Origin of the sequence: Eggerthella lenta DSM 2243 (genome assembly GCF_000024265.1) — a bacterium.
Taxonomy (GTDB): Bacteria; Actinomycetota; Coriobacteriia; order Coriobacteriales; family Eggerthellaceae; genus Eggerthella; species Eggerthella lenta.
Genome location: NC_013204.1, coordinates 3,510,477 through 3,533,281, shown reverse-complemented (window position 1 = coordinate 3,533,281; position 22,805 = coordinate 3,510,477). Strand labels below are relative to the sequence as shown.

Annotated in this window: 16 protein-coding genes and 1 pseudogene; 9 read left to right on the top strand and 8 right to left on the bottom strand. The window is 65.0% G+C overall.

Going from position 1 to position 22,805, the window contains the following annotated elements; translation table 11 throughout:
- Window positions 1-15 precede the first annotated feature (15 nt).
- From ELEN_RS15220 to ELEN_RS15210, 3 genes are all read right to left on the bottom strand, one after another.
- Window positions 16-1,260 (bottom strand): FhaA domain-containing protein, encoded by a 1,245-nt coding sequence (locus ELEN_RS15220; RefSeq protein ID WP_009608449.1) that lies wholly within the window; start codon window positions 1,258-1,260, stop codon window positions 16-18.
- Between the two features lie 919 nt (window positions 1,261-2,179).
- Window positions 2,180-3,889 (bottom strand): LuxR family transcriptional regulator, encoded by a 1,710-nt coding sequence (locus tag ELEN_RS15215; RefSeq protein ID WP_009608458.1) that lies wholly within the window; start codon window positions 3,887-3,889, stop codon window positions 2,180-2,182.
- Between the two features lie 296 nt (window positions 3,890-4,185).
- Complete coding sequence (locus ELEN_RS15210) at window positions 4,186-4,647, bottom strand: hypothetical protein (RefSeq protein ID WP_009305389.1); 462 nt, start codon at window positions 4,645-4,647, stop codon at window positions 4,186-4,188.
- 200 nt (window positions 4,648-4,847) lie between these two features.
- Here ELEN_RS15210 and ELEN_RS15205 point away from each other — a divergent pair, with 200 nt between their 5' ends.
- From ELEN_RS15205 to ELEN_RS15195, 3 genes are all read left to right on the top strand, one after another.
- A complete protein-coding gene (locus ELEN_RS15205; RefSeq protein WP_009608426.1) occupies window positions 4,848-5,675 on the top strand; it encodes a hypothetical protein in 828 nt (275 codons plus the stop codon).
- Window positions 5,668-6,348: a TorD/DmsD family molecular chaperone gene (locus tag ELEN_RS15200; RefSeq protein ID WP_015761512.1), complete on the top strand. Its 681-nt coding sequence runs from the start codon at window positions 5,668-5,670 to the stop codon at window positions 6,346-6,348. The genes ELEN_RS15205 and ELEN_RS15200 overlap by 8 nt, the downstream gene beginning before the upstream one ends.
- A 330-nt stretch (window positions 6,349-6,678) precedes the next feature.
- Window positions 6,679-7,620, top strand: a complete 942-nt coding sequence (locus ELEN_RS15195; RefSeq protein WP_009305386.1) for a PDDEXK family nuclease — start codon at window positions 6,679-6,681, stop codon at window positions 7,618-7,620.
- Window positions 7,621-7,704: 84 nt separating this feature from the next.
- Here ELEN_RS15195 and ELEN_RS16640 read toward each other — a convergent pair whose 3' ends face one another.
- The 3 genes and pseudogenes from ELEN_RS16640 to ELEN_RS15185 form a co-directional block, all read right to left on the bottom strand.
- Window positions 7,705-9,339, bottom strand: coding sequence for a DEAD/DEAH box helicase (locus ELEN_RS16640; RefSeq protein WP_015761511.1), 1,635 nt, complete (start codon window positions 9,337-9,339; stop codon window positions 7,705-7,707).
- Between the two features lie 73 nt (window positions 9,340-9,412).
- Window positions 9,413-9,640: pseudogene (locus ELEN_RS16635) on the bottom strand (UvrD-helicase domain-containing protein); the annotation flags it as partial.
- Window positions 9,641-9,658: 18 nt separating this feature from the next.
- A complete protein-coding gene (locus ELEN_RS15185; protein WP_015761510.1) occupies window positions 9,659-10,477 on the bottom strand; it encodes a hypothetical protein in 819 nt (272 codons plus the stop codon).
- A 269-nt stretch (window positions 10,478-10,746) separates the two neighbouring features.
- On the opposite strand from ELEN_RS15185, the gene ELEN_RS15180 reads away from it, so the two are divergent.
- The 6 genes from ELEN_RS15180 to ELEN_RS15155 all read left to right on the top strand — a co-directional run bounded on the left by ELEN_RS15180 (window position 10,747) and on the right by ELEN_RS15155 (window position 19,128).
- The gene (locus tag ELEN_RS15180; RefSeq protein ID WP_015761509.1) at window positions 10,747-14,328 is read left to right on the top strand and encodes a molybdopterin dinucleotide binding domain-containing protein; all 3,582 of its coding nucleotides are present in this window, start codon (window positions 10,747-10,749) and stop codon (window positions 14,326-14,328) included.
- Between the two features lie 18 nt (window positions 14,329-14,346).
- Window positions 14,347-15,006: a 4Fe-4S dicluster domain-containing protein gene (locus ELEN_RS15175; RefSeq protein ID WP_015761508.1), complete on the top strand. Its 660-nt coding sequence runs from the start codon at window positions 14,347-14,349 to the stop codon at window positions 15,004-15,006.
- Between the two features lie 3 nt (window positions 15,007-15,009).
- The gene (locus ELEN_RS15170; protein ID WP_009305381.1) at window positions 15,010-15,909 is read left to right on the top strand and encodes a dimethyl sulfoxide reductase anchor subunit family protein; all 900 of its coding nucleotides are present in this window, start codon (window positions 15,010-15,012) and stop codon (window positions 15,907-15,909) included.
- 346 nt (window positions 15,910-16,255) lie between these two features.
- A complete protein-coding gene (locus ELEN_RS15165; RefSeq protein ID WP_009305380.1) occupies window positions 16,256-16,921 on the top strand; it encodes a 4Fe-4S dicluster domain-containing protein in 666 nt (221 codons plus the stop codon).
- A 9-nt stretch (window positions 16,922-16,930) separates the two neighbouring features.
- Window positions 16,931-17,947, top strand: a complete 1,017-nt coding sequence (locus tag ELEN_RS15160) for a 4Fe-4S binding protein (protein WP_009305379.1) — start codon at window positions 16,931-16,933, stop codon at window positions 17,945-17,947.
- 50 nt (window positions 17,948-17,997) lie between these two features.
- Complete coding sequence (locus ELEN_RS15155; protein WP_231566071.1) at window positions 17,998-19,128, top strand: 4Fe-4S binding protein; 1,131 nt, start codon at window positions 17,998-18,000, stop codon at window positions 19,126-19,128.
- Between the two features lie 436 nt (window positions 19,129-19,564).
- Here the strand turns inward: ELEN_RS15155 and ELEN_RS15145 are convergent, their stop codons facing one another.
- Complete coding sequence (locus tag ELEN_RS15145) at window positions 19,565-21,043, bottom strand: L,D-transpeptidase family protein (protein ID WP_009305377.1); 1,479 nt, start codon at window positions 21,041-21,043, stop codon at window positions 19,565-19,567.
- Window positions 21,044-21,753: 710 nt separating this feature from the next.
- Complete coding sequence (locus ELEN_RS15140) at window positions 21,754-22,731, bottom strand: DMT family transporter (protein ID WP_009608508.1); 978 nt, start codon at window positions 22,729-22,731, stop codon at window positions 21,754-21,756.
- Window positions 22,732-22,805 lie beyond the last annotated feature (74 nt).

Below are 22,805 nucleotides of genomic sequence, written 5' to 3'. Positions count from 1 at the left end.
TCCTTCCGTTTCCGCTCAGGCTTGGGTGAACATGAAGTTCGTCATGCCGATAGTGATGCGGTCGCCTTCGGAGAGCGGCTGGGTGGCAACCTCGCGGCCGTTCACCAGGGTGCCGTTCGTGGAGCCGAGGTCGGTGATGGTCCATACGCCTTGCGGCTCGAAGCGCAGCTCGGCGTGCGTGCGCGATGCGTTCACGTCGTGCACGGCAATGTCGTTCTTCGACTCGCGGCCGATGAGCAGGCGCGCCGACGCCAGGTCGTACGCGCGGTTGTTCGTGGTGTCGATGAGGCGGGCGCGCACCGCGGCCTGCGCGGGCATGGGGGTCGCCGCTTGCTGCCCGCCGGCGAACACGACGGTTTCGGCGGCCATGCGCGGCTGGGCCTGCGGTTGCGGCTGCGGGGCGGGGTAGGGCTGCGACGTCGCGGCGCCCATACCCGCTCCGGCAACGGCGCCGGCGGCGACTCCCGCACCGGCTGCGGCTGCGCCGATGGCGAACGGATCCACGGCTTCGGGACGGTCGAGAGGCTGGATGCTGTCGCGCTGCTCGTCGAAGTCGCGGCTGTCGAAGGTGTACTCGCCGTAATCGATGGATCGGTCGATCTCGTCTTCCGGCACGTAGGGGAGCTGCTGGGGCTGGCCGTACGCGTCCACGTTCATGGGCGCGGGGTCGTACTGGCCCTGGGGATCGTGCTGGTCATAGCCGCCGTACGGAGCGGGCGCGGGAGCCGGGGCGGCATAGCCCTGGTTGTATCCGCCGTACTGCTGCGGAGCCGGCGCCTGGGGGCGCGGCGCGGGGTAGGGCTGCGCGGGGGCTCCGTACCCGCCGGGCGCGGGAGCGGCGGCCAGGCCGTAACGATGCATTTCCTCGGCGCGCAGCTGCGCGATGATGGGAGCGGCCACCGCTTCGGCGATGATGTCGAATTTGCCGTGCTTCAGGTCCTCGTCCACGATGAAGCGCACGAGCGGCTGGCCGTCCATCACGAGGCCTTGCTCGGAAGCTTTCGCGGTCAGGTACGTTTCCGTCTCGCCCGCCAGCGTGGGGTAGTAGCCCATCAGGCGGCGGTCGTCGTCCGGGTTCACCAGCACGGTGTACAAAGTGGGCGCGTACTGCTTGCCGGCGCCCACCATCTTCTCGCGGCGCATCTGCTTCTCGGCCTTTTTCGCTATCTGGACCGGCGAGATGGGGGCGTCGAACATCTTGTCGGCAGCGCCCTCGAACGTGTCTTCCATCCTGCCTTCGAATCTCGAAAGAAAGCCCATTGCATCTCCTTTAATGGTGCGTGGCTCGAACCTCGGCGGATGCCGGGTTCGCGCACGGGAGGCAACGCCGCGCTGGCGTGTTCCGCGCGATCGCGTGCCCAAACGCAACCAGGTTACTTCGTGTGTCCCTGCATATGACTATGCAATGTTCCATCTTGCCATAAACCCCCTGCCCGCGCCCCATCCTTTACGCAATCGTCATTATTGTGAAGCGGGGCTTGCGCGAGGGCGTGGACGATAGGGAAGCGGGATCTGCGAGGGTGCGGACGATTGGGAAGCAGGGGTTACGCCGGAGTGCGGGTGGCTGAGAGGCGGGGTTTGCGCGAAGGCGTGGACGATTGGGAAGCAGGGCTACGCGAGGTTGCTGACGAATTTGCGCGCTCGTTGCGCCGTGGTGCGAGCTTGCGTTTCTCCCTCGTAGTCGCGCGTCGACGGTCGGTTGCGTACCCAAAGCGGAAATACGACCCGTATTTGTAAGTTTTTCGACTTCGTGGCACGCGCGGCAATCGTTTTCCCTGGTCGAGGTGTTCGCCGATTTGTCACGGTAGTGCGTGCGCTTTTGAGATGCGGAGAAAAGCCTGGTCAGAACATCTCATGAATAAGAGGCGTTGCCACAAGGTCGAAAAATTTGCAGAAGCGCCCTCGAAAACCGTTTCTTGCTCGCGTTGACGGCGTAGCTGCAAGGGATGTCGTGCGGTTGTGCGAGCGCGAAGGCGCCTGGCGTTTCAGCGGGAGCTGGGGTGAGGCAAACCTTGCGTCGCGAACTGCACGACGGCGAAGGGGAACGCCGTGCAACCGCGCGAGCGTGTCGAGATCGTGCGAACGCGCCTGCGGATCGACGACCAGGTTTGTGCACGGAACGCGGGATTTGCGAGCGGTCGCGGAGGCCGCGCGCTGCAATCGGCGAGGGGCAAGCTCGCTATTCGGCGGGATCCGCAAGCTCGACGAGGCGCATGAGCTCCTGCTGGCTGTGGACGTTCGTCTTCTTGTAGACGTGGCGGATGTGGGTTTTCGCGGTGCCTTCCGAGATGTAGAGCTTTTCCTGGATGTACGCGGCGTTGTGCCCCTTCGCCAGAAAGAACATGATCTCCGTCTCGCGCCGGGAAAGCAGGTAGGTGTTGGCAACCGTCTCGCACTTCGCGCGGAAGCGGCCGCCTCCCTTTCGCTCTTCGCCCTCGTCTGCTCGGCGTGCGCTGCTGAGTTCCAGCAGCGAAGGGGCGCGCCGCGCGGTCGGTTCGGGTTCGGGCGCGATCTCGGCGTCAGGTGCAGGCGCGTTGGTCGCTGCCGTCGCGTTGTTTCCAGATTGCGCGGCCGCGGCGGCTCCCTCGCCGGCCGATCCCGCTTGCCCTAGCGGCCGCACGCGGTCGCTCAATTCCAACGACACGGCTTTCACCAGCGGACACGGTGCGACGATGGCCTCGATCTCGCGCTCGCGCGGCAGCAGCGCGTATGCCACCACCATAATCAGCAGCACGATGACGATGACGCCCTGTTCGCCGAACGGAAGCAGATGCACCCAGTTCGCCGCCACGATGGGAAACAGCGAACCCGCCAGCCCCGCCAGCGCCAACATGCCGCGTCCCAGGCCGAACACGTAGATGGGCGACAAGCGGAAGCGTTGCGCCAGCTCGCCGAAGAATATCCACATCAGCGCCTCGAAGCACAGGTAGCCCATCACCAAGAACATGGTGGCGAACGTGTTGTCGCTCATTTCGGAAAGCGGCAGGAAGAACAGCGTGACGGCGATGAAGGGGACGAGCGGGCGGAAGTACCGGCTCCATTTGTCGCCGCCGCCAAGGGCCACGATGGTCACGAGGATGACTACGGAGGCGAATCCGGCGGCCAGCAGCATGGCGATCTGGTCGCCTACGTTCGAGGCGGGCACGATGTACTGGATGGACGTTTGCCGCAGCGTGCCCAACGCCACGCCGAACACGAACACGGGAATGCCGAAGCGCAGGAAGAACTTGGCATGGTTCACCGGAAGCGGTTTGAAGATGGGAACCTCGTTGCGCTCGGAATACGGCGCCGGCGTTTTGTTCCAGAGGATGGCGAGCTCCAGCAGCGGGATGATGCCCGCGAGGATGCCGGCGATGGGGAACGGCCCGTAATGCAGGCCGATGGCGTACACCCCGATGGCGATGGAGATGGCGATGGACGAGTTCAGCACGATGGAAGCGCTGTCGCAGCGCGCGAACGCGACGCCCCAGAACAGAATCAGGATGGCGGAGCCGATGCCCGTCATGACGCCCGATACCGCTTCCAGCGCCGGGCCGCTGATCACGGGCGTCGCAAGCAGCAGCAACGTTCCGGCCGACATGAGCGCCGCGCCCGCCGCAAGCGTCTTCTTCGAGATGTACGTCCTCAACAGCCGCTGGTCGGTGATGCCGGCGAACAACAGGCACAGCCCGAACACGACGATGGAGACGAGGAACGGCAGCGACGCGTGGCTGCCGTACATGCCGGTGACGTAGGTTTGCGTGCCGAAGATGGTGGGCGTTCCGAACATGACGGCGTACACCCAAGCCTGGTGCAGTCCGTAGCCCACCGAGAGCAAGCTCAGGTCGCCGAACGCGGTGTCGTCGCCGAAGTCGGCGTTGACGGTGATGCGAGGAACGCGAATCCCCATGAAGCCCCCTCCTTGATTCCCTGGGCATCATCATACCGTGCAGAGGTTGTTTTTTCTAGCGAGGTGAGCGAGTCGATCAGGGTTTTGCGCTCGATGCGCAAACGTTTGATCTGGGGTAATAGAAAAATAATCCTCTGAGGATGATGTTCGGAAGGGCGCCCGTCTGCTTTCGAGGGCGTGCTGAGGCGTCGCGGTGCTGCATCGGGCCGGCTTGTGAAGAATAACGGGGCGCTTGCCGAGCCGGAACGGGAGGTGTGCGGGGGCCCGGCTGGTCGTCCGAACCCCCGCGCGGCGGATTACGCCACCGTGAACACCACGCTGTCGAAGCGCTCGAGCGGCGTGCTCTCGCCCTCGGTGCCGCTTCCGTCGAACGCGGTGTGCGTGCCCGGCTTCTGGCTGTCGGCCTTGTGCACCGTGCACGTGTACTGCTTGCCGGACAGCTCGTCCGCCAAGCTGGAGACGCTGTAGTCGTGAATGGCCGCAAGGCCGTTCTGACTGTTGCTGGAAACCACGCTCTCGTCCAGGCAAGCAGCGGCGGTGCTGCCTTCGGGAACGATGATGAGCGAGGTCTTCACGCCTCCGCCCTGAGCGGTTTCGTCCACCGTGCACGTGACCTCGATGACGCCCTTGCTGGTTGCAGCAACGTTCTCTTCGCCGTGGACGTAGTAGAACGCATAGGCAGGAACCGCGATCGAGGCGCACAGGCAGCTCAGAACCGCAACGGCAAGAATCTTCTTGCCCCAAGCTACGTTGGCCATTGGAGCTTCCTTTCCTAAGAAGCCCCGCTTCTCGCAACGCGCCCCGATTATAGGGAGCCGGCGAAGCGCGCGTCAAGGTGATTTCGCGGCCCCGGCGTATGATGCGCGCGAATCCCTGCGTAATTACGCCTTGTAGGATGATGAGCCGTCGCGCGCAGCCCCTATACTCGAACGCAGCGAAGAGAGAAGAAGGAGGAATGATGCCTACCGTATCGTTTGACGACGTGCTGGGCTTAGACGACGAGTTCGATCCTCTGATGGCCGACGATCTGGAGATCGACCAGGAGGACATGGACGACGACAACCCGCTTGATACCGTCGACTATCCCACCATGCGCAACATGCCCCAGAGCATGCAGCGCGAAGCCGTGTACACCCCCAAGCGCCAAGGTGGCGTGGAATCTGCCGTGCTGGAGCTGCTGGATCACAACCCCGGTCGCCGGCCCGTGCTGCTGAGCATCATGGGGTTGTGCCGCGGCGGGTGCGCGGCGAGCCGCGTGGCCGAGCACGTGGAAGCGGCGCAGGCCAGCAACCGCTCGGTGTACGCGCCCATGACGCTGTGCCGCATGCTCGAACGTGCCGGCGCCTTGACGTTGGAGATGCCCGAAGCCGCCGAACCGCACGAGGACGTGGAGGCGGGCGTTGCGTTTCTCGAGATCAAAGAACGCGTCGACCCTGTGTGGCGCACTACCGAAGAAGGAAGCGCGCTGTACGAGAGGCTGACGCAGGGCTCTGCGTTCCGCGACATCGTGCTCGATCGCGACAGCCGTTACGTGAAGGTGTACCGCGCGGTCATGCGCGCCGTCGACGAGCGCCCGTGCACGAAACCCGAGATAGAAGACCTGGTGGACACGTTCGACGAGGTGAAGAGCCCGCGGCGTTTCGGCGGCCATTTCATCGACATGCTGGAGCGCACCGATGCGCTGGAATGGAGCGAGCACGCGTGGCGTCTGACCGATCTGGGACGTGCGATGCTGCCTGCGGTGGAAGCAGCCGCCGCTGCGAAGAAGGAGGAGAACCATGTCTGAGGAAACCGTCGACCTGGTTGCGCTCATGAACATGCGCGCTCAAACGTACGGCCTGCTGGCAAACTTGTTCCGCGAGGAAGTGGACGCGGACTCCTTGCGGGAGCTGCAAGCCATGCGCTTCCCCACCGCTACGGGCAACGCGAAGGTGGACGAAGGGTACCATCTGCTGTACGACTATCTGAAAACCGCATGGGACGACAGCGTCACCGAGCTCGCCATCGACTTCGTGCGCACGTTCATCGGCCACGGGGTGAACGCGTACTCGGCCGCCTATCCGTACGAGAGCGTGTACACCTCCGAACGTCGCCTGATGATGCAGGAGGCGCGCGCCGAAGTGCTGCAGACGCTGCGCGAGAACGGTTTGAAGCGCGGCGCATGGAACGAGGGCGAGGACCACGTGGCGCTGGAGTTCGAGTTCATGCAACGCATGAGCCTGCGCGCGGTCGAGGCGCTGGCGGCAGGCGACGAGGACGAGGCCGTGGGGCAGTTGCGCACTCAGCGGACCTTCCTGCACGACCACCTGCTGAACTGGCTTCCGCTATTGACCAACGACATGCGGCTGTTCTCGCGCACGTTGTTCTACCAGGGGTTGGCCCAGCTTGCCATGGGCTTCGCCGAGGAGGATGCGTCCATCCTCGCCGAGCTGCTGGACAGTGTGGAAGTCGCCGCATAGTAGGTTGCCGAAACCTCTCGATATTGCCTCCCTCCCGCCGGGCCTGCAGACGATCTGCGGGCCCGGGTTCCTTTCGGGCCCCTCCGTGCAAATTTTTCGACTTCGTGGCAAGGCTTTCGAAAACGGGAACCCGTTCATCAGGCGTTTTCGTTCCATGGAGAATGAAGCGGGGGTGCTTGTCGGAACTGTGAACGAAAAACCCCAGGTGGGCTTCTGCCGTATTTGCCACGAAGTCGAAAAACTTGCACGGAGGGCTCTTTTTCCCGTTTTGGGATTCGGGGACCCAAAAGACGGCTAGCCATTCGTCCGCTCGCCCGGTATGCTGCAACCATGAGCGTATACATCGGATATTGGTCTGCCTACGAGTACTGGCGCGTGAGCGATGCGTTGCCGGTTCCCACGCCGTCGCGCGCCCATCCGATCTGCGGCGTTCGTATGGGGGATACGGATGGAGAGCTGGATGCGTTTGGGGTGCCGCTGCACGTCGTGGTCGCTCAGGCAAACGATCGCGTGCGGACGGGCAGCCCCGTGTGCCACGTGTGGAGTGCCGGTTTTCCGGCTGGATCTTTCGTCCGGTTGCGCGACGGGCTGTACATCAGCTCGCCCGAGCGGTCCTTCGTGGAGATGGCGACGGAGCTGTCGCTGGTCGAGCTTGTTCGGTATGGCTGTCTCTTGTGCTCGCGATATGCGTACGATGGCGACAAGCGAGGTTTTCGGAAACGCACGCCTTTGACCGACGTGCGCTCGCTCAGGCGCTTCGTCGAGAAGTCGCGCGGCTGCATCGGGTCGAACAAGGCGCTGCGAGCGCTGCGCTTCATTGCGGACTCGTCGGCATCTCCTATGGAGACGAACCTGGTCATGGCCTTGTGCTTGTCGCGGATGATCGGCGGATACGGCTTGGACCTTCCCGAGCTCAACGCGTGCATCGAGGTTCGGACGAAGGGGTTGGTTCAGCGCGAACGCTTCGAATGCGACCTGTATTGGCGAAAGCGGCACGTTGCCGTCGAGTACGACAGCGGCGAGCATCACAGCGGCAACGCGGCCGAGACGCGGGATTCGGCTCGTCGCAGCGCGCTGATTTCCCAGGGAGTAACGGTGGTCTCGATTACGCCCGACCAGTTCTTCGATGCTCGGAAGTTCGACGAATCGGCGCGTGCGGTGGCGAAGCTGACGGGAAAGCGCCTTCCGCCGAACGACGCGAGCTGGATGATGAAGCGCTACCGGCTGCGGAAAGAGCTGCTGCAGGATATGCGGCAGGGAAAGCCTGCGTAGCCGCGCGTCGGAAGGCTCTTCTTGGTCTGGAGCGCCAGTACGAAGGCAGCTTCGCGCCGCCGCTGGGCGGCGGCGCGATGGCGGCTAGTTCAACCCGTGCTGGGCGAGGAGGGCTTGGCCGCCGGTGGTGACGGGGGCGGCGTTTCCCGCTTCGGCCAAAAACGCGGTGGGACGCACCGAGGCCACGCGGCCGTTGCCCTCGGCCTTCACGCGCACCACCTGCATCTTGGCACGCTCGGCAAGCTCGAGCGGCGCTTTGCTGAAATAGGAGACGACCAGGCGTTTGCTGGCCTTCGACACGCTGTTGCAGAACAGTCGGCGCTCTTCGTTCATGATGCGCTCGCGGTCTTCCTCGGTGCTGATCACCTCGAACGCATCGCGCCGCGGCATGAAGCCGTCCACGGCGGCGATGGCGAAGATGTTGTCGTATTCGACGCCGCACAGGGCGCCGTATGAGGCCACGTGCAGCACGTGAGGATCGTCGGGCAGCGCGGGATCGGTGACGTTGGCGCGCTGCAGGGCGAACACCGCTGCCGCATCCTCGTCGCCCACGAGGGCGCGCGCCGTCTCCTCGAACTCGGGCAGGCCGTCGGCTCCGATGGCCTGCAGCAGGCCGAAGCCCTTGCGCCCGACGTTCGCGGCGATAAGCTTCTGGCCCGCGCGCCAGCGCTCGACCAGGGCGTGCGCGCGCAGGAACGGTTCGTCTTCCAGCTGGTCGGCCAGGGCGAGCGCGTCGTAGAGCGTGAGCTCGCGCTTTTCAGCGAAAGCCTGCAAGCCGCCCCATGCATCGCTGTTCGTGAGGTAGTTGTCGAAGCCGCACCAGCTGCGCCAAGCCGTCATGTCGCGCGGATCGGCCAGCAGGTTGAGCTTCGTGTACGCCACGAGCGCGCGGGCGCGGGCGCTGTCGCGCGGGTCGCCGCCCAAACGGGAGAACGCTCCGGCCAGCGCCACGGCGAAACCGCGCTGCTTGAGCACCTGCTGCGCCATGAGCGCCCAGCGCTTGTTGGGCACGAGCACGCACGTGCGGTTCTCGTGCAGGTCCTCTTCGCCGTCGAGCAGAATGCGCAGGTACTTCGTGATGCCGTCCAGCTCGTCTTCCGGCGTCGACCACTTGACGGCCATGATGCCGTCCGACGTCTGCGCGTCGCTCGCGATGCCCGCTTTGAAGGCGGGATCCATGTCGCCCTGGTCGCAAAGCCCGTCGGCGAACGCGGCGATGGCGGGGTTGCCGTGCGCTCCGGACAGCGTGAACACGGCTACGTCGCGGCGGCGAGCGTCGAACTGCACGAAGCCCTCGGCGCAGGGGAACGACGCGCGCGCGGCCTGCTGCTGGTTGGGGTTGCCGCACGCGATGAGCTGGCGGTCGGCCAGCAGGCACAGGCACGTCTGCTCGGCGCGGCTCATGTTCTGGAAGTCGTCGCACAGCACGTAGGCGTAGCTGCCGCGCACGCCCTCGCCCGCGTCGCTGCGCAGGTACGCGGCGCACAGGCTGGGCGCTTCCTGCGCCAGCATGGCGCCGCGTGAGGCCAGCACGCGCTCGAGGTGGGACAGCACGGCTTCCTCTTCGCCGCCTGCGAGCCAGGAGTCGCGCGGCTCGAGGTCGCTCATCTGGCGATAGAAGAAATCGAGCATTTTGCGCAAACGGCGGATGGGCTGGCCGAGCGTCTTCATATCCTCCAGGAAGAAGTTGTACTCCGCATCGTTCAACAGGCGCGGCACGCGGGCCGGTGGCGGCGCGCGCGGCGGGCGCGTCCAGCACGGCGACGCACGTTTCGAGCGCGGTGCGCACATGCACGTCGTCGGCGGCGTGTTGGAGGTCGGGGCCGATCGCGCGGCGAAGCCGACGGCGGAACGCCTGAGCCGCTGCGGCGCTCGACGTTTCCACGAGGATGGTTTCCGGGGCGGCGCCGCCGCGCACGAGGCAGGCGCAACGCCGAACGAGCGCTTCGGTCTTGCCGCTTCGCGCAGGTCCTTGCACCTTGGCGATGCGCCCGTCGAAGGAGGCGATGGTTTCGATCATGGTAAGGCTCCTTTTCGGTTACGCGAGGGTTCTGGCGTGCGAGTCGAACGTGCGCGTGCTGCCGTCGGCGTATTCGATCAGCCACAAGCGGTAGTCGACCTCGAAGTCGGGCTCGTCCAGGGCGAACGGCTCAAGAGCTGGCTCGGCCTCTTCTTCGGAGGCGGCGTCGTCGGCCAAACGCGGCAGCTCCAGAAACGCCTCCTCTGCCGCGGCTTCGGCCGCCGCGGCCGCAGCCCGGGCCTCCTCTTCTGCCGCAGCCAGCTCCGCCGCCTTCTGCGCGTCGCGCTCGGCCTTCGCCGCCAGCCCGGCGGCCTTCTTTTCCTCGTATGAAGCGGGCGCGGGCAGGTAGGCGCGCACGACGTCTTCGCCCAGAGCGCCTTCGTTGTACGCTGCGCGCAGCTGCGTCAGAAGCTCGCTGGTCTCGGGTCGGATGCCGCTGACGTTGTCGCAATGCAGCAGCGCATGCAGCTGGCCGTTCTGCAGCTCCACGTCGATCCAGTCGAACACCAGCTGGGGGTTGCCCACTTCGCGCTGGCGGCGGTTGTAGATCAGCATGTTGTTACTCACCTTGTACAGCTCGTTGTAGAACCAGCGCTCCATAACGTCGTTCCACAGCTCGTCGGCGCCCTCGTCCTCGGCGCGCAGGTAGCGGCGCGTGCCCAGCTTCACGAGGAAGCGCATGATGTTCTGCGGCTCGCCGTCGCAGGCGGGATGGGTGCGCACCAGTGTCGACCCTACGTACGAGTAGCAGCGGTCGATTTCCAGGCGCACGTCCTCGCTGTCGAGGCGCTCGTCGAGGTCGAGGATCAGCGTCAATGACGGACGCGGTTGTGCCATGGCAGTCTCCTTCGTTCACAGGTTTCTTCCCGTTGCCGCACGCTCGGATGACGGGCGCGAACGGCAACCTCTTCGCTGCCATCAAGTATAGGTTGGGCGCAAAAAGCAAAATAATCCTTTGGGGATGATATCGGCGCGTTTCATCCATCCACCCCTTATGATTTGGGCTTTTGCTCCGTTCCTAGAATGGGGAAACCGGTTCCGGCGTATGGTCGCGCCGGGTTCCGGCAGAGATGAACGAAGCGAGAAAAGGAAGAGAGGAGGGGCACATGGCGAACCTATCACTGAGTCGTCGAAGCTTCTTGAAGGCCTCTGCCATGGCTGCCGCGGCAACCACGGTGGGCTTCGCAGCAACGCCTTCGACGGCGTTGGCCGAAGGTGAAGACGCCTCAGCGGGCGAGATCAAGCGCATCCGCTCCTGCTGCCGCGCGTGCGGCAAGGTGGAGTGCGGCGTGTGGGTGACCGTTCAGGACAACAAGGTCATCAAAGTCGAGGGCGACGAGTCCAACGCTCACAGCCGCGGTCACTGCTGCGCGAAGTCGCAGTCGTCCATGCTGGCTCTGTACCATCCCGATCGTCTGCGCTACTGCATGAAGCGCACGAACCCCAAAGGCGAGGACGACCCCGGTTGGGTGCGCATCACGCTTGCCGAGGCGTTCGACGAGGCGGGTGCCAAGTTCAACGAGATCGTGGAGAAGTACGGCGGGGAAGCCAACTTCGCCATGGGCGGCACCTCGCGTGTGTGGGCGCAGCCGCCGTACGGCACGCTGAAGTCCATCTTCCCCACGCCGAACGCGCACCTGGCCTACGAGATCTGCAAGGGCCCGCGCCACTTCGGCGGCATCCTCACCGACGAGATCGGCTCGCCGTGGATGGAGGTGGAGCAGGGCCCTCTGGTGTACGTGCAGTGGGGCACCGCGTCGGAGTACTCGAACTACGACTCCACGAACCGTACGGTGGTGGACTGCTCGCAGCGCGCCTACAAGCACATCCTGGTGGATCCCCGCATGACGCCGCTGGGCAAGGAAGCCGACGTGTGGCTGCCGCTGCGCGTGGGCACCGACCTGTGCCTGTCGCTGGGTTGGCTCAAGTGGATCCTCGACAACGAGGCGTACGACGACGCGTTCGTGCGCCGTTGGACGAACGCCCCGTTCTTGTGGAACCCCGAGAAGGACGGCCGCACGGCGAAGGGTTGGTTCATGGAAATGAACGGCGGCATCGACATGGAGAGCCGCATCCTGACCGAGGCCGACTGCGACCCCGAGTGGATCGGCCAGTACTGGGACTACGAGGGCCGCTACCAGCGCTTCATCTGCTGGGACGAGAACAACAACAAGCCTACGTACTGGGATGCCGAGGCCTGCCAGTGGGAGGGCGAGAAGCACAAGATCCCGACGACGGGCACCTGGATCGAGCATCCGTACAAGCCCATCATCGCGGACGCCTGGCTGCCCGACCCCTCCAAGTTCGCCAATCCGGCCGACGTGCAGTACGACGCCTACTGGGACGAGGGCAACGAGGGCGGCAAGCGCTCGAACCCGGCCGGGCTGCCCAAGAACCCGGCGCTGTTCCCCGGCGGCGTGGAGGTGAAGCTGAAGGACGGCTCCACCATCAGCGCCGACACGGTGTGGGAGGCGTTCTCCGACAGCCTGGAGCAGTACACGCTGGAGTACGTGTCCGAGGTCACCGAGGTGCCGGTCGACAAGATCGAGGAGGGCGTGCGCATCTACACGACGCGCCTGAACCCGCTGCACGGCAACGGCGGCATCCACTACCAGCTTGCTCCCGACCAGACGGGCCACGCGGTGCAGAACACCCGCGCGCTGCAGCTGATCGCCTGCATCACCGGCAACTCCGACGAGCCCGCCGGCAACCGCGGTTCGTCGAAGGCCCAGGTGGACGGCTGCTGCGGCCGCGCCAACATGCTGGTGACCGACCATGAGCCGAAGGACTGGGGCTTGGACGTGGGCACCATGGAGCTGGGCAACACCCCGCGCGACCTGTCCGTGGAAGACCAGATCCCGCTGATCCAGAACTTCGTGCAGTACCTCATCGACGAGAAATCGCCCTTGGCCGAGCGCTACGGCAACAAGGTTCCCACCGCCGAAGAGGCGCGCTGGATCGCCGAGCGTAAGGGCGGCGCCTACAAGCCCAGCCGCTCGTGGCCGGCGCTCAAGACGTCGTTCGACAGCAACGAGAAGCAGATTTCCGCCGAGCGCTTCCCGCTGCTGCGCTACTGGAACCGATGGGCCGACTCCGCTGCCATCTGGGACTCCATCAACGGCATCGACACGCCGTACCAGATCCACGGCGGCGTGTGCATGTCGGGCGACTTCATGAACGAGTCCAACCTGCTGGAGGCTTGGGAGGCGCTCACCCGTCTGGACTTCTGGCTGGACTTCAACCTGTGGTCCTGCCCGAACAACGGCTGCGCCGACATCGTGATCCCCGTGCTGCACTGGCTTGAAGTGAACACGGGCCGCGTGTCGCAGGGCGCGGGCGGCATCTTCGGCGCCGGGCAGCGCTGCGTGGAGCCGATGGGCGATTGCATCTACGACCCGGTTGCCGTCATCTGCCTGTACAAGGCCATGGGCGTGGTGTGGAACAACCGCGACCCCGAATACGACGAATGGAACAACCTGGACTACCGCGACTTCGTGCAGATGGGCGGTAGCGTCGGTTACGAGGAGCAGGAGTACCGCGTGCTCAAGGACGCCACCGACTGGTGGAAGACCGAGGAGTTCCCCGACGGCCCCGACTTCCCGCAGTACGCGGCGAAGTTCCAGGAAGAAGGCTGGTTCGACTGCCGCAAGTGGCACCCCGAGCGTTGGGGCACGTACCGCCGTTGGGAGATGGGCTACCGTCGCCAGCAGGGTGGCTACAACCTGTACGCGGCCATCGACGAGAAGTGCGGCTTCATGACCCCCACCGCCAAGGTGGAGGTGTGGTCCACCATCGCCGAAACGTACATCCCCGACGGCGCGGCCACCTTCGCCAGCACGAACACGGTCGATCCGAACATCCCCGACATCGACAAGTTCCCGCACTGGGTGGAGCCGAAGAACTCGCGCGTATCGAATCCCGAGTACTTCGACGCCTCGCTGGTCGACCAGATCAAGACGTCGGACGCCTACATCAACGACAACTACCAGGGCGATCATCTGGTGGAGGAGTACAAGGAGGCGCTGACGGCGCATCCGGACAGCGCGTTCATCATGACGACGGGCTCCCGCCAGCCGGTGTACTTCCACTCCGAGCATCGCCAGCTGCCGTGGTGCCGCGAGCTGTGGCCCAGCCCTCGTTTGGAGATGAACCCCAACGACGCGGCGCGCCTGGGGTTGGAGCAGGGGCAGTGGATTTGGATCCGCAGCCCGTGGGGCGCCATCCGCGAGGTCGTGGACTTGTACTACGGCATCAAGGAGGGCACGGTCAACGCGAACCACGCCTGGTGGTATCCCGAGATCGACACCGCTTCGCACGGCTTCGAGCTGGTGAACATCAACTGCACGATGGACAAGTACGCGCAGTGTTGGATTTGCGGCGCGTCCCAGCTGCGCGGCGTGCCGGTGCTCGTGTACCCCGCGACGCCCGAGAACTCGCCGCATGGCAACCCGGTTCCGTGCGACCCGCAAGGCAATCCGGTCATCACGAACGCAAACGATCCGCGCCTCAAGGAATGGTTGGCGAACGATCCGCGCCTGGAGGATTCCAAGGTGGAGCTCACGTTCGCGAACATGGCGGCGGTCGGCTGCCAGCCGAGCGTCCAAAGCCCCGACCTGCTCTCCGGCGGCAAGCTGGCCGTCGGCAGCGTGGGCGGCGATGCGCTGGGCGCCTATTCGAAATCGATGTAAAGGAAGGAGGTTCACCACATGGCAAACTACGCGATCGTTACCGACTTGAACCGTTGCACCGGCTGCCTTGCGTGCACGGTTGCGTGCAAGGCCATCAACGGCGTCGACGTGGGGTCGTTCTGGATCAAGACGCTGCGCGTCGGACCACATCCCATCGAGGGCGGCTCGGGCACGTTCCCGGACGTCGAGATGTACTTCCTTCCCGTCCAGTGCCAGCACTGCGAGAACCCCGAATGCGTGAAGGTGTGCCCCACGGAAGCGTCCCACATCCGCGACGACGGCACGGTGCAAATCGACAAGTCGAAGTGCATCGGCTGCCAGTTCTGCGCGATGGCGTGCCCGTACGGCGTGCGCTACCTCAATCAGGAAGAGCGCGTCGTGGAGAAATGCACGCTGTGCGAGCAGCGTATCTCGCAGGGCGAGCTTCCCCAGTGCGTGGCCCAGTGCGGCGCCCGCGCCCGCTTCTTCGGCGACCTCGATCAGGGCGTCGACAACTTCGAGGGGCCGGCGCATCCCGACAGCCCCGGCTGCCAGTACGAGGAGATGACCCAGACGCGCGTGAAGCTGAAGGACTACGTCGAGCCGTACACCGAAAACGATATCCACCATCTTGCGGATGTGGGCAACGAGCCGAAGCTCATGTACCTCATGCGCGAGGGCCGAAAGTGGAGGGAGTAGACTATGCATCCTGAATGGCCCCTTATTCTCTTCACCTTCTTCCTATGCGTCGCAGGCGGCGCGCTGGGCGCGCAAGGCCTGCTGAACGTCATGGGCAAGGGCAAGAAGATGCAGCTTGCATCGCTGGTCACCGCGCTGGCGGCGTTGGTGGTCGGCGGGCTGTCGGTGTTCATGCACCTGCAGCATTGGGAGCGCATCTTCAACGGCTTCGGCCACATCACCTCGGGTATCACGCTGGAGTTCATCGGCTGCATCGTGTTCGCGGTGGTGCTGGTGCTGTACTTCCTGATGATGCGCCGCGCCGAAGACGGCATGGCGCCGAAATGGTGCGGTGTGCTGGCCATCGTCGTGGGCCTGGCGCTGCCGGTGATCACGGGCATGAGCTACCTCATGGCATCACTGCCGTCGTGGAACACCCCGCTGCTGCCGGTGTACTACTTGGCGAACACCGTGTTCATGGGCGGCTTGACGGCGCTGGTCATCGCCGGTTTGACGAACGATGACAGCGCGAAGGACCTGGGCGTGAAGGTGGCCTTGGCCGGCGGCGCGCTGCAGCTGATCGCCGTGTTCACCTACGCGTTCATCATCAACGGCTCGGCCGGGCTGTACTCGGCCGACATCCAGTACTACTTCGATCCGACGCTGCCCGACGTGGCCATGGTGGACCGCGCGTCCATCGTGGGCAGCATCTTCGCCGGTGCCAATGCCGTGATGTTCTGGCTGGGCACGGTGGCCGTCGGCCTGGTTGCTCCGCTGGTGCTGACGTGGCTTGCGAAGAAGGTGGAAACCGGCAAGAAGCTGGCCGCGTACGCGGGCGTCGCCCTGGCGTGCGTCGCCGTGGGCGGATTGTGCTGGCGCGTGATCCTGTACGTGGTGGCTATCAGCATCTTCGCTTTGTACTAGGAGACGGAAGGGCGCGCTCGGGCCGAGATTCTGGTCGATCTTGGTCCGAGCGTCCGAACCGGTTGCGCCGCTCAGCGCGGCCGGTGCTCTTAAACAGATGTGATGGACGGGGCTTCTCGAATGGCACAGCTCCGCTTCTCGCAAGGCAGGGAAGCCCCGTCATCTGCCTTTCGTCGTTCTGTCGAACGACGAAAGGGCCGACGCTGCGGTCTGCTGTGGCACCCCATCTCGACGCTTTCGCACGTGCCCCTCTCGTGCGAAGCACGCTCGGCCGTGCGACGCGCCGATATGCGGCACCACAGCAAACCTCGCTGACTGATAAGGACCAGTGGGCAAAGGAGGAGACATGAGCGAAGAGGACGAGATTTCGTCGAAGAGGGCGAAGGGGCCGTTGGACGTGTCGCGGCGCGCGCTGCTCATCGGCGCGGGAAGCACGGCGGCGCTGCTGGGATTGGGGGCGCTGCGCTATGCGGGGCATAACCCGTTGGTGCGCCCGCCGGGAGGGCAGGACGAGGCGCGCCTCGTGTCGGCGTGCATCCGATGCGAGAAGTGCTACGAGGCGTGCCCGCGCGGCGTCATCGTGCCTGCGCATATCGAGGACGGGCTGCTGGGCATGCGCTCGCCCGCGCTGAAGTTCGACGCCGATTTCTGCGACTACTGCGCCGACGAGAACGGCGGGGAGCCGTTGTGCGTGAAGGTGTGCCCCACCGAGGCGCTGGCGCTGCCCGCAGACGCTACGGCGGAGAACACGCTTTTGGGTTTGGCCGTGATCGACGAGGCGCAGTGCCTTGCATTCCGCGACACGGGGTGCCGTTACTGCTACGACGCGTGCCCCTACGAGGCCATAGAGCTGACGGGCGAGGGCGCCAACCCGCACGTGTCCGTGCTGGCTGACAAGTGCAACGGGTGCGGCGCATGCGAGAGTGTGTGCGTATCGCTGAAGGCGGGGTCCATCGTGTCGGGCGCGCAGGAGCGCGCCATCGTCGTCAAGCCGATCGAGTCGGCGGAATAGGAGGCGGCAATGAACTCGAACAAGCTGCGCACCATCGTGGCGGCCGCGATCTTCGTCGTGCTGTCCGTCGGGCTGATCGCGGGCGTGAGCATGGGTACGCTTTCGGGCTTCGGCTGGGAGACGTTCTCGGCGTTGTGCCCGCTGGGGGCGCTGGCCACCATGATCGCCACCAAGACCGTGGTGCCGCGCGCGGTGGTGTCCATCGTCATCATGGCGGTGCTCGTGCTGGCGGTGGGCCGCGCGTTCTGCGGGTGGGTCTGCCCCGTGCCGCTGCTCGACCGCGTGCGCGGGTTCTTCCGCTCGCCCAAGAAGCGCACGGCGCTTGAGCAGGCGAAGCGCTCGGAGATGCTGGGCATCGCGAAGAGCGAGCTGGGCGAGGCGGCGGCATCCCCTGAGCGAGCGAAGCGAGTCGAAGGATCTCCGACAGCGGCCGACGGCGCGTACTCTCACGATTGCGGGAGCTGCTCGTCGTGCAAGGGGGTGCGTGCGAAGCTGGATTCGCGCCACTACGTGTTGGGCGGCGCGCTGCTGTCCACGGCCGTCTTCGGCTTTCCCGTGTTCTGCCTGGTGTGCCCCATCGGGCTGACGTTCGCCACCGTGCTGGTGGTGTGGCGCCTGTTCGCGGCGGGCGATATGACGTGGTCGGTGGTGCTCATCCCGCTGTTGCTAGTGGTGGAGCTGGTGTTCTTGCGCAAGTGGTGCACGCGGTTCTGCCCGATGGCGGGGCTGATGAACCTCGTGTCGCGCTTCAGCAAGACGTGGCGGCCGGTCATCGACGAGTCGAAGTGCCTGGAGACGGTGAACGGCGCAGCGTGCAGCAAGTGCGCCATCGCGTGCGAGGCCGATATCAACCTGCGGCATCCCGATTTCGGCGAGCGCACTCTGGCCGACTGCACGCGATGCCGAGCCTGTGTGGACGCGTGTCCGGCGAAGGCGGTCAGCATGCCGTTTTTGGTGAAGAAGGGTGCGGGGCCTCAGGCAAGCACGGTCGTGCTGGCCGACATCGACGAGAAGACGGCCGAGTGATGGACGGGCGCGCGAGCGAGCGATCGCGGTCGAACCGAAGTATCGTAGGCGTGCTGGACGGGGTGTCCAGCGAGGCCATCGTGGTGCACCGGGAGCGGTGCGCGAAAGTGCGCAACCGCAACGTCGCGTGCTTGAAGTGCGCCGACGCATGCACGTCGGGCTGTATCGCGCTGGTGGACGGCGAGCTGCGGGTGGACGCGGCGAAGTGCATCGGATGCGGCACGTGCGCGACTGTGTGCCCCACGAGCGCGCTGGAAGCGCGCAACCCCAGCGATGCGCAGCTTGCGCAAGCGTGCCTGGGCGCGCGGGTTGGCGACGAAGTGGTGGTGGCGTGCGAGCAGCTGCGGCGTGCGGCGGGCGGGTTGCTCGACGAAGGCCATGTGGCGAACGTGGTGTGCTTGGGACGTGTGGACGAGTCGCTGACCAGCGGGCTTGCGGTTGAAGGCGTACGCCGGATCCGGCTTGCATGCGGCGACTGCTCGCGTTGCGAGCAGGAGCACGGCGTTGCCACGGCGCGCCTGGTGGCCGCAACGTCCAACGCCCTGTTCGAAGCCTGGGGAAGCGATGCTCGGGTGCAGGTGGTCGAAGGCGTGCCTGCCGGCGCCTGTGTCGAGGGCGTTGGCCCTGATGGGGCAGCGGCTGCCGTGGCGGCGTACTTCGCTGAGCGCCGCGGCAACGAGCACATGGCGGTTTCGTCGGCTGTTCCTGCGGCTGCGGCTCCCGCTGCGCTTCCGCGCGTTACGAAGGACGGCACGTTGCCCCATTTCGTTCCCGATCGGCGCGAGGCGCTGTTGGACAATCTGGCGCAGCTGGGCCAGCCCGTACTGCCCAGCGTTGCGACGCGCCTGTGGGGTTGCGTGGTGATCGACGGTCGTGCGTGCTCGTCGTGCCGCATGTGCGCGACGTTCTGCCCGACGGGCGCCATCCGCAAATTCGACAACGACGATGGAACGCTGGGCGTCTACCACTATCCCGGCGAATGCGTGAAGTGCGGCAGCTGTCGCGACGTATGTCCCGAGAACGCCATCGAGCTGCTCGACGAGGTTCGCCCTGCGTACTTGCTTGAAGGCGCGGTGCATCGCTATGCCATGACGCCGCGACCGGTCGAGTTGGGCACCGCCCAACAGATGGTGGACACCATGCGCCTTCGCATGCAAGGATCAGACATTTTCGAGAGGTAAGCGCTCCCTCTCCCTCTTCGCTCGGGAGCGCTGTGCCCAAGCCCCGCCTACCGGAACCCCCCCTTCTCCGGTAGGCGGGGCTGTTTCGTTGCGGAGCGATCGGGCTGATGGGCGAGCTGCGGAATAGCTAGTGGCGGCGATCCGCCCATCGAGCGACGGTGAACGCGCGTCGAGCGGCGGGCGGCGATCCGCCATCAAGCATCTGTGTCGAAGCCGGCCAGTCGGTTTCCGAGCCGGTTCTGCAAGTTTTTCGACTTTGTGGCAAGTTCCCACGAAAGACCGAAGCCCTCACCAGGCATTTTGCTTTTGCGGCAAAACGGGATGACGAAGCGCGCCGAAGCGCTGATGAGAAACCCCTGGTCGCTCATTGTCACGCGTGCCACAGAGTCGAAAAACTTGCAGAACCGGCTTCGTTTTCGACATTCCGCGTTCGCCCTTACCAGTGGCAGACCACGACGTCGCCGGACTGGATGATGCCGAAGAGGTCGGCGGCCGATCCGACGGGGAGGTTCACGCAGCCGTGGCTGCCGCGGCCCTGCTGGTACAATGTGCCGCCGAACGCGGCTTGCCAGTCGGCGTCGTGCAGGCCGATGACGTTGCCGACGAACGGCATCCAGTAGCGCACAGCGGATTCGTACTTCGAGCCGTCGAGGTTCGTGCCTTTCAGCACCGACGGGCTTGCTTTCTGGTTGAGCCAGAACACGCCCGTGGGGGTGTTGTGCGCGCCGTTCGGCGTGCCGCTGACGCAGGGGGCTTCCCAGATCAGCGTGCCGGTTTCATCGTAGAAGCGCACGTGCTGCTCGGAGAGGTCGATGTCGCAGTAGCGCGCCGACCAGTCCTGCGCGCCTGCGCCGTTGTACGCGGTGCCGGTGGTTTTGCAGGGGATGTCCACTGCGCCGACGGTTCCGTTCGCCACGCCTTCCTTCACGAGTTCGAGCAGCGCTTCGCCGTCGGTCAGCCAGCCGTACGGGCCGCCCGCCACGGTGATCACCTTGCCGTCGGGGCGCGTGTAGGTGCGCTCGGTTCCCACGGTGTCGCATGCGACTTCGAGCTGTTTCGCCCAGGCGACGAGCGCCTCCTCGTCGAGGGAGGGCGTAAGACTCTCGTCGAAGCTGATCCAGGTGGAGACGAGGGCCGGGTTGACCTCCGCGGCCACGTCGCCGCCCATCATCAGCTGCATATCGGCTTTGACTAGCTGGTTCGCAGCTTCGGCAGCGGCTTGGAGTTTCGGGTCGGTGGCGGGCACGGCGGGCTGCTGCAGCGCGTCGGCGGTCAGCTTGGCCGTGGGCTGCATCGAGGCGATGGCGGAGCCGATGGCTTTGGCCACTGCATCGGCGTCGAGGGCGGTGCCGGTCGCCTCGGGCTGCACGGCGAACGCGTTCTTCTGCTCGTCGAATGCGACGACCGCGTCCGTCGGCGGGGTGGCCGTGGCGTTGAACTCGTCGACGGCGGTGCGCACCGCGTTCGCGAGGCTGCTCCCGCTGGAGGCAGCCAAGCTGTCGGTTTCGTCGTGCTCGCGCGTGATTTCGAGCGGCCACAGCCAGGGGTTCGTGTTGCCCAGCGCGTCGGCGACGATGGCTTGCCCGTCGAATGAGACGCCCGCATCTTTCGCGGAGAGCTTCATCGAGAAGCCCTGCCCCGAAACTGCCACGGTGTAATCGCTCAAGGCGTCGTCGAGGATGGCTTGCACTTCGGACGACGTTTTCAGCGACACGTCGTGGTCCCCCAGCACGGTGTTCGGCATGAAGCGGTCGGTGAAGTAAAGGCTGCCGGCCACGTAGGCGATCAGCAGCAGGCCCACAATGGAGCCCGCGACGATACCGATGATCTTGGGCGCCGAGAAACGCCGTCGGGCGGTGGTTTCAGGCGAGCTTGCAGGAGCGGGCGTCTGGTCGGCGGGTGCGGCGTGTTTCATAAGGCGTCCTGGGTGATGAGGCGAATGTGCGTCGTCCTTGTCGAGCGCGTCGCCCCATTCTAAAGGAAACCATCTCGCCACGATAGGGTGAGTTATCTCATCACGGTAATCGGTTGAAGCTACGGGGCGTGTCGCGTATAATGCAGGCGAGCCGCAGGGAGCTGGTTACTCCCCACGGCCCTCGGACTTGCTTCGGCGGTTCGGATTTATTTGGGTCCCGGTTCGTCCCCTTGGGGCGACCGGGGTTTATCTTTCGACTGAACTTGCAGAACAAGCGCAGCCGCCTCCACTCCCAAGTTGCAGAGAGCAGCGAGCAAGCAGAGAACCTGCAAGATAACTCCGGTAAGGTCGAACACCAATCCATCCATAGAGGACACCCCCTTCCGTTATCTAGAATCGGAAATGGATGTAAAGAGGGTGCTATCCTCTCCGCCCAACAAGGCCGTGTCCCTAGTATAACGACCTCGTCTTACGCGCAGATGGCGCACGTCTAGCGCGAATCTTTCTCAATCTAGCGCTAATCTGACCCAGTTCTCACGCGAATTCCATGCGGGTTGCCCTTGGATCCAGCGCGGTTCTTGCGTGCTTTGCTGCTCAATCTAGCGCGTTTCCTGCGCCGCCAGATAGCGGCATCTCGAAGCGCCCGATGCTTCACGTGAAACATCGGGATGGGGCTTGGCAAGGTGATCGGCGGCGGAGAGGTGGAAAGGCTATGCTTCCCGCTCGGGGTCGTCTTCGAACGGGAAGGTTTCCGCTTCCTGCGGTTTCATCGCGCGCGCTCGGCGTTTCTTCTCTGCGCGCAAGGGGAGGTATTCGCTGATCACGATGCCGGCGAAGATGAGGGCGAACCCGGCGAACAGCGGGCCGGTGAGGATCTCGCCCAAGAACAGCACCGAGAACGTCACGCCGAACACCGACTCGGTTGCCAGGAACAGCGATGCGGGCGCGGGGTCGACGTGCGCGACGGCGAAGTTCTGCAGCAGCAGCGCGATGCACGAGGCGAACACGGCCAAGTACCCCAGGCTCACCCACGTGTCCAGCCCCAAGCTGGCGAACGCGGGCATGGGCTCGAACGCAAGCCCGGCGCCGAAGCCCAGAACGCCGGCCACCAGGAACTGCACGACCGTGAGCAGCGTCATGTCGCGACCGCGCGCGTACTTCGCCGTGTACAGCACATGCAGGCTGAGAAAGAACGCCGACAGCAGCGTGATCAGGTCGCCGAAGCGCAGCGAGAACCCCGAGAGCCCCGCGAACGAGACGCAGCCCACGCCGGCCACGCACACGAGGGCGGCGGCGATGTTGAAGCGAGTCGGGCGCGGCCCGCGCAGCGCCCATCCGAGAAACGGGATGATCACGCAGTACAGCGATGTGAGGAACGCGCTGTTCGAGGCGGTGGTGTCGGTGAGTCCCGTGGAGTTCGCCCAGTACGAGAGGAACAGGAACGCGCCCAGGATGGCGCCCTTTTTCAGGTGGTCGAGGTCCAGCGCTTTTCTGAACCGCGGCAACATGACGATGCCCAAAATGATGCCCGCCACGGTGAAGCGCACGCCGACGAGCCATGCGGGCGGGAACTCGTCGACGGTCGACTTGATGACCACGGTGCCCAATCCCCAGATGGCAGCCGCCACCAGGAGGAAGGCCTTGTACATCCAAAGAGGATGCTCGCTATGTTTCACGATGCGTGCCATAGTGCAGCATCATAGCATGGGCGCGGCTTGCAACTGCGACCTCGCCGGGAAACATCTTCGCCCGAAAAACACGC

Excerpts from the sequence above, each read along its gene's own strand:
- ELEN_RS15220 (WP_009608449.1), bottom strand. The coding sequence starts at position 1,260 with ATGGGCTTTCTTTCGAGATTCGAAGGCAGGATGGAAGACACGTTCGAG.
- ELEN_RS15215 (WP_009608458.1), bottom strand. The coding sequence starts at position 3,889 with ATGGGGATTCGCGTTCCTCGCATCACCGTCAACGCCGACTTCGGCGAC.
- ELEN_RS15210 (WP_009305389.1), bottom strand. The coding sequence starts at position 4,647 with ATGGCCAACGTAGCTTGGGGCAAGAAGATTCTTGCCGTTGCGGTTCTG.
- ELEN_RS15205 (WP_009608426.1), top strand. The coding sequence starts at position 4,848 with ATGCCTACCGTATCGTTTGACGACGTGCTGGGCTTAGACGACGAGTTC.
- ELEN_RS15200 (WP_015761512.1), top strand. The coding sequence starts at position 5,668 with ATGTCTGAGGAAACCGTCGACCTGGTTGCGCTCATGAACATGCGCGCT.
- ELEN_RS15195 (WP_009305386.1), top strand. The coding sequence starts at position 6,679 with ATGAGCGTATACATCGGATATTGGTCTGCCTACGAGTACTGGCGCGTG.
- ELEN_RS15185 (WP_015761510.1), bottom strand. The coding sequence starts at position 10,477 with ATGGCACAACCGCGTCCGTCATTGACGCTGATCCTCGACCTCGACGAG.
- ELEN_RS15180 (WP_015761509.1), top strand. The coding sequence starts at position 10,747 with ATGGCGAACCTATCACTGAGTCGTCGAAGCTTCTTGAAGGCCTCTGCC.
- ELEN_RS15175 (WP_015761508.1), top strand. The coding sequence starts at position 14,347 with ATGGCAAACTACGCGATCGTTACCGACTTGAACCGTTGCACCGGCTGC.
- ELEN_RS15170 (WP_009305381.1), top strand. The coding sequence starts at position 15,010 with ATGCATCCTGAATGGCCCCTTATTCTCTTCACCTTCTTCCTATGCGTC.
- ELEN_RS15165 (WP_009305380.1), top strand. The coding sequence starts at position 16,256 with ATGAGCGAAGAGGACGAGATTTCGTCGAAGAGGGCGAAGGGGCCGTTG.
- ELEN_RS15160 (WP_009305379.1), top strand. The coding sequence starts at position 16,931 with ATGAACTCGAACAAGCTGCGCACCATCGTGGCGGCCGCGATCTTCGTC.
- ELEN_RS15145 (WP_009305377.1), bottom strand. The coding sequence starts at position 21,043 with ATGAAACACGCCGCACCCGCCGACCAGACGCCCGCTCCTGCAAGCTCG.
- ELEN_RS15140 (WP_009608508.1), bottom strand. The coding sequence starts at position 22,731 with ATGGCACGCATCGTGAAACATAGCGAGCATCCTCTTTGGATGTACAAG.